1 protein-coding gene is annotated in these 610 nt (G+C 72.1%); it reads left to right on the top strand.

Annotation, left to right across the window (positions count from 1 at the left end):
- A partial coding sequence (locus tag QN357_RS19190) for an FAD-dependent oxidoreductase (protein WP_323505424.1) occupies positions 1-610 on the top strand: 610 nt, incomplete at both ends.

The raw sequence follows: 610 nt of genomic DNA, 5'->3' as shown, positions 1-610 counted from the left end.
CGCAGCAGGGGCCGAGGTTCGGAACGGTGTGCGGGTGCTGCGGGTCGACGTGCTCGGGGACGACCGGGTGCGCGTGACGACGGAGACCGGCGTCATCGAAGCGCGACACGTCGTCGTCACGGTCGGCGCGTGGACCTCCGGCCTGCTCACCGGGGTGCTCGCGGTGCCGCGGCTTCGGGTGACCCAGGAGCAGCCGGCGCACTTCGCCCAGCGCGACGCGGCGGCCCAGGACTGGCCCGGCTTCAACCACGCCCGCGACACCACGGACCCGCGGTACGGCTACTGGTACTCCCCGGTCTACGGCATGCGCACCCCGGGAGAGGGGATCAAGGCCGGCTGGCACGGTGTCGGTCCGGTCACCGATCCGGACCGACGCAGCTTCCTGCCCGAGCCCGTGCAGCTCGCGGCCCTGCAGCGCTACGTGCGCGAGTGGTTGCCGGGTGCCGATGCCGACGTCCTCGAGCCGGTCAGCTGCACATACACGACCACGGCAGACGAGGACTTCGTGCTCGACAGGGTCGGACCGGTCACGGTCGGCGCGGGCTTCAGCGGGCACGGGTTCAAGTTCACGCCGACGGTCGGGCGGATCCTCGCGGACCTGGCCACGTAT

The sequence above is a fragment of the Cryobacterium sp. RTC2.1 genome (genome assembly GCF_035018685.1).
In the GTDB taxonomy this organism is placed as follows: Bacteria; Actinomycetota; Actinomycetes; order Actinomycetales; family Microbacteriaceae; genus Cryobacterium; species Cryobacterium glucosi.
The sequence above is the reverse complement of the archived record's forward strand: the minus strand, read 5'-3'. Positions and strand labels throughout refer to the sequence as shown.